Annotated in this window: 12 protein-coding genes and 1 pseudogene; 2 read left to right on the top strand and 11 right to left on the bottom strand. The window is 37.4% G+C overall.

All coding sequences use genetic code 11. The annotated features are described in order from the left end of the window. Positions 1-299: 299 nt before the first annotated feature. Both BB781_RS10295 and BB781_RS10285 read left to right on the top strand, forming a co-directional pair. Positions 300-1,064, top strand: coding sequence for a hypothetical protein (locus tag BB781_RS10295; RefSeq protein ID WP_094228405.1), 765 nt, complete (start codon positions 300-302; stop codon positions 1,062-1,064). A gap of 326 nt (positions 1,065-1,390) precedes the next feature. Then, entirely contained in the window at positions 1,391-2,413 is a 1,023-nt protein-coding gene (locus BB781_RS10285; protein ID WP_094228403.1) for an urease accessory protein UreH domain-containing protein, read from the top strand. A 2-nt stretch (positions 2,414-2,415) separates the two neighbouring features. On the opposite strand, the pseudogene BB781_RS10280 reads toward BB781_RS10285, so the two are convergent. The 11 genes and pseudogenes from BB781_RS10280 to BB781_RS10230 form a co-directional block, all read right to left on the bottom strand. Next, positions 2,416-2,827 (bottom strand): annotated as a pseudogene (locus BB781_RS10280) (transposase); the annotation flags it as partial. Positions 2,828-3,300: 473 nt separating this feature from the next. Next, a complete protein-coding gene (locus BB781_RS10275; protein WP_094228402.1) occupies positions 3,301-4,587 on the bottom strand; it encodes a GntP family permease in 1,287 nt (428 codons plus the stop codon). Positions 4,588-4,651: 64 nt separating this feature from the next. Further along, the gene (locus BB781_RS10270) at positions 4,652-5,257 is read right to left on the bottom strand and encodes a hypothetical protein (RefSeq protein WP_094228401.1); all 606 of its coding nucleotides are present in this window, start codon (positions 5,255-5,257) and stop codon (positions 4,652-4,654) included. A 12-nt stretch (positions 5,258-5,269) separates the two neighbouring features. Continuing rightward, positions 5,270-5,896, bottom strand: a complete 627-nt coding sequence (locus BB781_RS10265; RefSeq protein ID WP_094228400.1) for a hypothetical protein — start codon at positions 5,894-5,896, stop codon at positions 5,270-5,272. Positions 5,897-6,004: 108 nt separating this feature from the next. Then, positions 6,005-6,535 (bottom strand): hypothetical protein, encoded by a 531-nt coding sequence (locus tag BB781_RS10260; RefSeq protein WP_094228399.1) that lies wholly within the window; start codon positions 6,533-6,535, stop codon positions 6,005-6,007. A 43-nt stretch (positions 6,536-6,578) separates the two neighbouring features. Next, positions 6,579-7,205 (bottom strand): chemotaxis protein CheC, encoded by a 627-nt coding sequence (locus BB781_RS10255; RefSeq protein WP_094228398.1) that lies wholly within the window; start codon positions 7,203-7,205, stop codon positions 6,579-6,581. Positions 7,206-7,222: 17 nt separating this feature from the next. Then, positions 7,223-8,236, bottom strand: coding sequence for a hypothetical protein (locus BB781_RS10250; RefSeq protein WP_094228397.1), 1,014 nt, complete (start codon positions 8,234-8,236; stop codon positions 7,223-7,225). Between the two features lie 56 nt (positions 8,237-8,292). Continuing rightward, entirely contained in the window at positions 8,293-8,766 is a 474-nt protein-coding gene (locus BB781_RS10245; protein WP_094228396.1) for a chemotaxis protein CheD, read from the bottom strand. Between the two features lie 2 nt (positions 8,767-8,768). Then, on the bottom strand, positions 8,769-9,383 hold the full coding sequence (locus BB781_RS10240; protein ID WP_094228409.1) for a chemotaxis protein CheC: 615 nt from the start codon (positions 9,381-9,383) through the stop codon (positions 8,769-8,771). Between the two features lie 14 nt (positions 9,384-9,397). Continuing rightward, positions 9,398-10,012, bottom strand: a complete 615-nt coding sequence (locus BB781_RS10235; RefSeq protein WP_094228395.1) for a chemotaxis protein CheC — start codon at positions 10,010-10,012, stop codon at positions 9,398-9,400. 52 nt (positions 10,013-10,064) lie between these two features. After that, positions 10,065-10,886 (bottom strand): CheR family methyltransferase, encoded by an 822-nt coding sequence (locus BB781_RS10230; RefSeq protein WP_094228394.1) that lies wholly within the window; start codon positions 10,884-10,886, stop codon positions 10,065-10,067. Between the last annotated feature and the right edge of the window lies 1 nt (position 10,887).

Below are 10,887 nucleotides of genomic sequence, written 5' to 3'. Positions count from 1 at the left end.
TCAGAATGACGAAAGTACAACAGAAGATATCCGGTACCTTCCGTAGTGAACAAGGTGCGAGAAATTTCTGCCGGATAAGAGGATACGTTTCTACTGTTAGCAAGAATTCCATGTCTGTTATAGACTCAATTAATGCAATATTCTATGAGGGTTCACTTATTCCAATATTGCAGAATTGATCGTAGAGAGAGAAATCAGCTTGGTGGAAGGGAGCTAGGCTGAATAGTTACGTTTGCTTTAATATAGTTTAAAGTTTGGGTAACCTTGCCTCTTGAATAGTTAAACGAGGTAAACAAAGAATGAACATAAAATCTAAAGTTGGTACCATTTTTGTAACCATGATGTTATTGATTGCACTGACAATTCCAGCATCAGCATGTGTACCAAAATCAATGTCAGAACTTGAAGCAGGTATTGCAGAAAATTTTACAATTGAGACTGAGGGGAGCCTTGGTGAATTAAGCGCGTTATTGGATATGACTCTTGATGAAGACGCAAGAACTGTGATCAAAGATATCCAAGACAAGGGATTTGAGGTACAATATAGCGACATGGTCGTTCAAACAATAGAACCAAAGACTATTGATGCGCCAAAAACAACAATTGTAACCATACCTGCAATATCAGATGATACTAAAAACACAGCCAAAGTTCTATTTATTTCAAATACAGAAACAACCATGGTTGGTAACATGGTTATTGAAATAAAAGATGGATATGGAAAAGCAGATATTTTTGAATTCATCAATGGTGTTGAAAAGAAAACAATTGTTGAGAACAAGAATGGTAACCTATATCTGAATGGAGAATTGGCTGTTTCAAAGAATCTGAATGCAACCATGGAGTCAACGAGTATGGATTGTGACATCTGTAAAAGTATGTATGACTATATCTATGGTATTGGGTGTGGATTGACTGGCATAGCTACTTGCGCGCTTGGTTGTGCAGCATTTACAGGTCCTGCATTTCCTGCATGTGGACCAATATGTGGAGCTGTATTCATTGTATTGTGCATATATGGAACACATAACACTGTCGACATTGCCTGTTCACAGTATTGTTAAATATATAACAATGTTATATTTACCAATGGAATCCCATTGGTAAATATTATTTTTTGTGAATCGCATGGTTAAACATTGGAGATTTAAATAATATGTTGCTTGGTTCTTTACTATTGTCCGTATTTATAATGATTTTACTAACTCAATATCCATTCTATCTTCGGAAATATAAACCAAAAAAATATGTTGGTATATGGTACACTTTTGGAGAAATAAACAAAACCCCGATTAATGCATTAATGTACCCACTTGTTTACTTAATTGGTGGGTTAATTTACATTTTCTTAATACAATAAACTACGATCGTATATGGAGAATTTGATATCATGCTAAATGCGAAATTATTTGGGTTAATTACTATAATTTTACTATTTTCAATGACATTTAGTGTATCTGCTCAACCTGTTGAAATTCGATACTTCTATCAACCTGGATGTTCTGATTGTCAATTATCTGAACCAATTATTAATCAAATTGAAATCCAAAATGATAATATCACTATTACAAAGATAAATGTCAATACTGTATCTGGGTTTGAAGAATGGAAGCAATATTCATTTTATGATGTACCTGCTATCGTAGTAAACAATTATACTATAATTTCACGTATCGAAATAACCGAAGAGTCGCTACAATCTGCAATTGATATGCATCTCAACAATGATTCAATGCCCATCTACAAAAATAACGATATGCCAATTATACATGAAAATGATGATCAGCCTATGAATATTATCATGGCTTATACATTTGGATTATTTGCAGGATTGTCACCATGCTTAATGGCAATACTTGGATTTATCTTAAGTTTTACTGCAGGCACAAGCACATCATCAAGAAGTGGTATGTTTAATGCCCTTATATTTGGAAGCGGATTGATTGTAGCATATATGGTAATTGGAACAATGTTGATTATATTTAAACAAACACTTCCAGATTTAACCATATTTTCATCTATTGTCGGAATAATTGTAATTGGGATTGGATTATCTTTTATCGGAATAATCAAAACTCCTATTCATTTCGATGTATATTTTCAAAACATAGCTCAAAAATATGTACGTACTATATCAGGACTATTTTTATTAGGAATATTGTTTTCCTTTGTAAAAGTTCCATGTACTTTACCAATGTTATTGGTATTATTTAATAATACAGTTGATCAGGGAACATTTGGAAACATCGTGTTATTATTTACATTTTCAATCGGCATACTTACCCCATTTATTGGTGTTGGGTTGGTAGGCGGATATACTTTATCAAAGCAGATTCGTGAATATCGAACATATGTTAAAATTATAAGCGGTGGAATATTGGTACTCATTGGAGGATGGATATTATTTACTTAATCTCAATGATATTCAAATGCAGGCTCTGTAGAAATCCTCATTTGAATAATAAATATAACCTTGACATATCTGTCAAGGTTATGGATTAATAACTTGAATTTAACCTCTTTTGCTTGATTCCAGTACTTTTTAGCTCTGATTTCTTCCCCATATTTTCGTTTTAGAACAGAGAACATCGTTTCAACCAGATTTCTGTTATGATATAATTCTTCATCAAATTCTCATACCATTTTTCTACGATACTTACCTTTGATTCTTTTTCTTTGTCTCAAAGGAATCATAGCTATCGCATCTAGTTGCTCTCTTGTTAGCGAATATATATATATATTCCGAATCGTATCCCTTGTCCATTACATAGTACTTTGATTTGCGAGTTTTATGGCATAGTTTTAGCAATGCCATTGCAGGTTTTGCGGAACTTAATCCTAAGATAATTGATTTAGAGGATTGAATCTATTGAATTAAGATCATTGTTGAATCCAATAGTGTGAACAATCACCATTTTTATGAAAAACTTCAAAAGTATTAGCTAAAATCAAAAGGAAAAAAGTTCTAGGCAAATTCATGAGGCTAAAGAGCTATAGGAGATCAATGAAAGGAAAAGGAAAGTTCTAAAATGTTTCTGGGTACTAATGTACTTATCAATGTAACTTATTCATCTCAGATTAAATTGATCGAACTGAGTGAAGATGAAGCGATTAAACTTTTCGAAAATAGTCTTATAACTGGAAGAGAAAGATTTTCTACCGAATACTATGATTAATTATTAGTATGTATGTTTGAATCTAATGCTATTGTAATACTCAAAATAGTTGTTCCGCATCAATTACATGCTCTCTTTACTGCAGTTGAAAACTTGATTCATTCAAATACCAGTTCATTTTTTATCAGTAGAACAACAGATACGCCAAACCAGTCAGCACCAAACTGCACCCTCCCATCCCAACCCCACCCAGCGTATAACTTCTCAGAACCTCGGAGGTCTCCAGTTCTGCCAGGTCCTTATAGATCCAGAAGAACGGGTCGTTGAAGTGTGATATAAGGAAGGTTCCCGAAGCCATTGAAAAGAGAACAATCACCGGTGGAAGTCCAAGCACAGGGACAAGTGGTATCACTATAGAAGGTGCCACCAGCATTGTGACAACACGGGAACCCTGAACACTCTGTATCGCAACGGCAATAAGAAAAGGAACAAGTATTGCCGGCATATCCAGACCAGTCAGTAGTTTTCCCATCTCATTCCCGACTCCTGTCATGGCAAGGGTTGCTCCAAGAGCACCTCCTCCGCACATATCAAGAATAACCACACCACTTCTTTTTACAGCTTTCTCCAGCAATTCCCTGACAATATCAAGACTATATTGCCTGTATGCAAACACCATGGAAAGAACCACTCCGATAAGCAGGGCAAGATCCGGCTCTCCCAGAAGGTCAAACAGGGGAATATCTGTAAACACATCAGCAAGTATGAGCGCGACAGGAATCCCAATTGGCATATAGGCGGCAACTCTTCCAGTACTTGACGCTTTAATGGCAACCTGTTCATCTTCACTATCCTGTAAAAAGTCATTCAAGTCCCCAAATCTGCAAAACCTCGTGGCGTAAAAATATCCTGCCATAGATACAATGAATGCAATGATTATTCCCGGCAGCAATATGTCGCTCTTAAGAATTCCAAGCTCAAAAGCTGCCGAATAGATAACAGGGGAAGGGTACACAAGATTGTATGATGCCAGAGTTCCAAAAACCAGAGCTGATGCAGTGAGTACTTTAGAATAGCCTTGCTTAATTCTTATTTCCCTGGCAACCGGGATGAATACTACATAGGCCAGGATACAGCACATAAGCGGCACTGCAAAGATGAATCCCAATAAATTCAGCCCCATCAATGGCTTTCTGGATATATTTATTACATCGGATGCAATGAGTTTTGCCCCGCCTGTCCTGTGGAGTATGAGTCCGATTATACTTCCTGCAGTGATTATTATTGCGAAATTGGAAAATACCCTTCCCATTCCACTGGTTATTGCATCAATAGTTGTCGATGCCTCACCTGCAAGCAGGCCTGCAATAACAGATGTGATAATGAGGCTTAAAAATGGATGTAGTCTCAACCTTGCGGTAAGATATAGTATTATTAGAAGGGATAAAAAGAAAACAATTATAGCTTGCATCAATAGAAAATCGGTTTTAGAGTGGTATAAACCTTGCTCTACCCACTCTAAACCAATTCAAAGATCACTCTTCAATGTAAAGCAGGTAAAGGCAGCTATTCTCTCTCATCTCCATGAATCCCTGCGTCTCTGAAATACCTGCCTTTTCCAGTAATACCTTCTTCCAGGATTCGGGAGGTAGTGCTATCTTTCCGGTGTATGCTTTTGCTGCTATCTGTGCATACTGTAAAGGTTTTCCACCGATCTTTATCCTCTTTGCCACTTCCTTGCGGTATGTCTGGTGCATCATACATGCACTGTGTGCAGCAGAAGGCTGTATGGTGTGATTATAATGGTCGGTTGCTTCCATATGTACCGGATTGAAATTGCCTATTCGCTTTATGTACTCTCTGATAGCCTTGGAAAATGGGCAAACCTTAGTTACAAAACCATACTTGCTAATCTGCCCGATACTTTCAAATGATGAAAGAACAGATTCCCCATTCACAACAGCATTTGTAAAATCATCCCAGGTCTTGTATTCTTCTTCAGGCACAGATTTTGCAAGGGACTCTGCCTGCCCGACCATGTAATTGGTAAAGCCTTCTACACCCTGTTTATCAGAAATGTCCTCGAAGAAAAGATACACTGATACATCAACAAAAGGATTTGAACCTATATTTTCAGCCATTTAATCACACCATTAATCAATCATTCCTTCACCTGCACTCTTGCCCTTGACAATGAGAGCAAAAACACAGGATGCATTACGCAGTATACTTTTAATGTGCCTTTCATCAACATTGATCCTTGACAGATTATCAGGCACCATCTTCACTTCACCAGTCATTCCTTTATTTGCCAGCTGCAGGCATTCAAGTGCCTGTTTTGCAACAGTGATATTGTTTGCTGCAACTTCCCTGAATTTCTGGTGGGTTATGCAATAATTTGAAACAGCAGAGTCCCGAATGCGGTTGTTATAACTGTCTGCAACATCAGTGTCAGAATCAGGAATTGGTCCTATCCTGGAAATATATCTTCCCATAGTAGGTGCCATCGGACATACTTTTAAAGCATATACATATCCAATGACATCCCCGTCTTTGTCAGTGATAGCAAGGTCAGTCTGGACATTTACATCTCCCTCAACTGTCAGGGACGTTCTCCCATCTTTCATTGCCACATTAAAAGCGGGCCATCCTACATATGCTTCCTTCCCCATTCTCTCCGCATAACTTTCACCTACACGAAGCCAATATTCTACAACACCTTCCGTCCCTGCTTTGCTGACCATATCATCAACAAGTGAATAAATTGCAATGTCCATCATAATTACAGGTCTCCTTTTCGTACTTAGTTAGATCAGTTATTATACGTTATTTATATATTAATTGCCGTTATAGTTTTTATTCTTTACCATTGAATTCATTGTATTATATTAAATTATATCTATTTTAATCCATTTCAATTCCGGATTGTCAGGATACAATTGTTCAGTTGTTTTGTTATCTTCCCAAATTATCTGGATTGCTTCATTCTCTGACTGTACCGGCATTTCAAAAGTGCTCTCCCCAGCAACATCGTATCTGAGAACAAGTCGTCCGTCTTCTGTCATCAAAAGCCTTACATAATCAGGAATTAAAGAATCAAATCCCAATTCATGTCCTTTCTGGCTTTTTGCTGTCCATACAATGTGTTCAGTTTCTGCTACATATGAAGCATTAATACCTCCATTGCTCAGCATAGCCTTATTGTCTTCTATAACTGAAACAATGTCTTTATCATCTTCAATAGAACAAGATAGATCTCCTGAAGCTATGTCTCCTGAAAGGAACAACGTAGGTATCATAGAGTTATCTGTCTCAGTTCCTGTTCTTACAAGGGAATGCAACATCCTGGTGAACGTAGTTCCTTTATCACGATTTTTCTTGTTTGATCGTTCAAGATGTTGTGTCCAGATATTTTTCATAAGGGGTCAACCATTAAAAATCAATAAATACAACAATCCGAAGTTATCCCAACATACCTTGGATTGAATTTTGCAGCTTTTCAAGTGATTGCGAGTCAAGCAAAAGAAACATATCACCATAGATCGTTCCGGCTCCGACATCTTTTTCTGAGGAATATACCATGAACATAGTTTCAATATTCAATATATTTTCAGTTTTATTTTCTATCATGGATGTTCCTCTATTCAGGATATCTATAATAGGTCCGATACTGATATCAGGTACAGAATGCATTATTTTAAGATTAAGGAACGATGACAGTGAACTAAGGTATGATCCTGCAATTATATTTCCAGTTTCAAGAAGTGCAGATTCATATAGATTCGGGTCGTCCTCGTGCTCAATATTCTGCAACAATAGGTTGCTAAGATAAACAGCATTCCCAAATTCGAACAGCAACATCACAAGACCATTAATGTCTCCATGGATGGGGATCATTATACCTGTCATAGTTATTGATTCAGGTATCATGTCAATGATGGCTGATGGCTCAAACATTCTGGCATCGGACAGATTTAATTGGACTCGTTTTTCAATCAATTTAGACAGGGAGGTGGTTGCATTCCCCATCCCTATGCTTCCAATCTCCTTTAAGGCATCAATTGAAAAGTTGTCCAGTTGTTTATCCATTTAACTCATTCCTGACATTACTCAAGTTCAACGTATACATTTTGATCCATGTAGAATTTTTCTCCGACATAGAATCGGATGTATTCCTCTTTTCCTCCTTTCATGAGGCGGATCTTTGTTCCTTCTTCTTCTGCAAGGTTTAAGAATAGACCTTCAAATCTGGATATAATCTGTTCTTCATGTGCAGTCTTATTGATCATCCCAACAAGAAGTAGTTCATTTGCTGCAAATCTTTCAACCATTTCTGACATAAATTCATAGGTCCTTTTTTCTCCCTCTGTAAGAATTAGCTGACTAAGGGGTTCAAAGACTACCGCACAACCTTTAGGTAACTTGCTGGTAAGTTCAAAAAACTTATCAAGTTCATCAGTTGGCAATTTGATTATTCCTTCAACATTGTCGACCTGTTTGCTTGTAGATGATATTTCTATGAATTTCATCGCACCTATATCCATCAGATCTCCTATTTTTTCTTTATAGATGGATGTACGTGGTTGTGTGGATACAAGGACAGTGTTTACCATTTCACCATAAAGGCGCAGGCAGATCTCTATAACAGAGTCTTCGTATCTGGTCCTGGGTGTGTATTCTATTAATGTAGACCGGCTGAGCAATGTGGATATCTGATCAACTTCCGGAATGTTGTTGACATTATCTTCAGATGTAGAAGGTTTTGTGAATACCATGCCCTCTATAAGAAAATTACCAAGTTTTTCTCTTGGTACAGTCCTAAATGCCTGAAACATTAAAAAGCCAGCAGCAGCAAACATACTTGTGTAAACCGCACTCCAGAATCCAAGGAACAGGAATATCGTTTCAGTAATATCTGTATCTTGAAGACTGATTGCAATAGAAGGAAATATGGCTGATGTGATAAGAAATATGGATGTGAGTGCAAGAAGCAACCAGGCAATAGATCCTTTTTTTGTTTCAAAGTATACCTTGACCCAGAAATATATAGCTGCTGATCCACATGCCATCGCTATGGAAATGAAAATGATATGTATTATTATTATATCCGGAGTTAACATCCTGCTGCCACCTACATTCTATTCTTAGCACATATATTATTCAGTTAACATATATATTAATATGTTTTGATGCCTTTAAGCGCACTCTTGACAGTAAGTTCTCCGTTTTCGGTGTCAAGTATTATAGTACGTCCATAATTTAGTCCAATATCCTCTGCAATAATGGGAATTCTAAGTTCTTTCAGTGACTGCTTTGTAGCCGTCACATTTCGCTCTCCGATATTTAGCTGTGTATTGGAATTAAATGAGAACATGCTTGCACCACCTGCTATTTTTGCAGTAGTGCGGTGCTTGTAAGCACCCTCCTCAACCATGCTATCAAGAAGAGCAGGTATGCCCGTGTCTGCAAATTTTGCACGGTTATCCTTTGACCGTGCCTGTTCTATGCTCGGGAGCATAATATGCACCATCCCGCCAACGCCTGTGCTCTTATCATACAGCGAAATGCCTACGCATGACCCAAGTCCAAGGGTCGTAAGTTTTACAGGCTTCCTTGCCACAGCACTATCGGCCATTCCCACTATTATCATAGTTATCTCGTACGCATTTCTTCTATCCTTCCAAGTATGGATTGCAGAGAAGCTGAATCCAGCAACATGTACATGTCACCGCTGAGGCTATGGTATTCATCTTCTCCGGCAACTTCAAAAAGTGTTGTCAGACCAAATACGTGTTCCATTTTCCCGTTTATGTGTTGTTTTGCTTTTGTGAATATTTCATCAGCGGTTCCTTCAGATATTTTGGGAACAGAAGGAACAATTGCCAGATTCAGGAATTTAGAAAGGGCATTATAATAACTTCCTGCAAGGATGTTAGCAACTTCGATGAAAGCTGATTTTTTCATATAGTCATCATCTTCAGAAGCATTATTTTTAAGAAGCATTTCAGCCAGTGCTTCTGAATGGTGTTTTCTGATTATGAGTATAAATCCTCCGTTCATATCGCCCATAACTCTTACAATTGCTCCTATCCTGTCTTTGTTTGCATTCTTGCTGATATCCTGTGCGCTAAGCAATGTCAGGGCTGAACTGCTTACATTTATTGATTTATCAACAAGTTGTGACAGGGCAGTTGTTGCATTTCCCATCCCTATGTTTCCCACTTCATTCAATGCATCATAATAGAATTTGTCAAGTACTATGTTCATTTATTTCACTCCTGTCAGATCATTCTATCAATCCGTTCAAGTATAATATCCATTGAATCAGGATCGAACAAGGTCAGGAACAATCCATTCATTCTATTTCCTTCGATCATGAACAATGTATCAAAAAGCAGTGCATGCTGAGCCTTTGTACTCATCTCTATGAGTATATGATCTATTATGGCACCAAGCATGTCAAATGTCTGCATAGGTGGTGATATTTTAATGTTCAGTCCCAGGAAATCAGAAAGAGAGCTGACATATGACCCTGCAAGTATGTGTCCAACTTCTTCTATAAGAGACTGATTCAATGGATCCAGGATATCGGTATTTTCTTCATTAGTAATTATATTACATATTGTTTCAGTCGTTTCCTCCGAAAGCATCATCATTATGTATCCTTCAACATCTCCTGTCAGGTGCATAATAACTCCTGATACAATGATGTCAGCTCCACCTGCAATCTCCGGTACTTTCTCTATCAATTCTACTTTAAGTCCGGGGACTTCTATTTTGACTTCTTTTGAGATCATTTTTGAAAGAGAAGTGACAGCATTACCCACACCTATGTTAACGATTTCTCTTAAAGCACTGATCTGTAATTCAGTCAGGTTTGATATTTTATATTTCATGTTTAGCTCCAGAATCGCATTTTAGATATTATCCCTTACAAAGTATGAAGTGTCATTTCTGGTATATTCTCTCTTTCGAATTGAACGCTTTATACATATCTTTTGAAGGTCCGATGAGCGTTTCAGTTTTTCCCATTACAAAGAATCCATCCTTTGAAAGTGCATTATAGAAATCCATGTAGAGCTGTTCCTGTAGATCTTTCTGGAAATATATGGTGACATTCCTGCAGAACACAGCATCAAAACCGCTCATTTTTGGACCGGAAATAAGATCTTGCTTTCTGAACTGTGCAATTTTTTTCAGTTCATCAGATATCATGTAGTCGTTGCCGCTTCTGGTGAAATACTTGTTCAGAAATGCAGGCCTTACATCTTTCATTTCAGCATTTGAGTAAATGCCTTTCTGGGCTTTTAAGAGACTTTCTTTATCGATGTCTGTGCCGGTTATTTTAATATTATATTTCTTGAAATCATCACCCAGTATGTGGTGTAGCAACATTGCAATAGAGTATGCTTCAACTCCGATGGAGCATCCTGCGCTCCATATGCGTATGGAACGAAGTCCACTGCTCTTTGCTTTGATAATTGCAGGTAACACTTCTTTCTCAACAATATCGTACACTTCTGTGTTCCTGAAGAAGTTAGTAACATTGACTGTCAGTGTTTCCATAAGTTCTGGATATTCGTCGCCGTCAGTCTGGAGAACTTTCACATAATCTTTGTATGTTTTGGAATTAGTTGCACGTAGTCTGACATCAATCCTTCTTTTAAAATGTGAGTCTTTATATTGTTCACAGTTAAAACCAAGTTTCTTCTGTATCAGTACTTTGAGCAACTCATAATCCTCATCTTTTTTCTGAATGGTTTCAAGCATT

It is taken from the genome of Methanolobus psychrotolerans (genome assembly GCF_002243045.1).
GTDB lineage: Archaea > Halobacteriota > Methanosarcinia > Methanosarcinales > Methanosarcinaceae > Methanolobus > Methanolobus psychrotolerans.
Note: the sequence above shows the minus strand (reverse complement) of the source record. Positions and strands in the feature narration are given on the sequence as shown.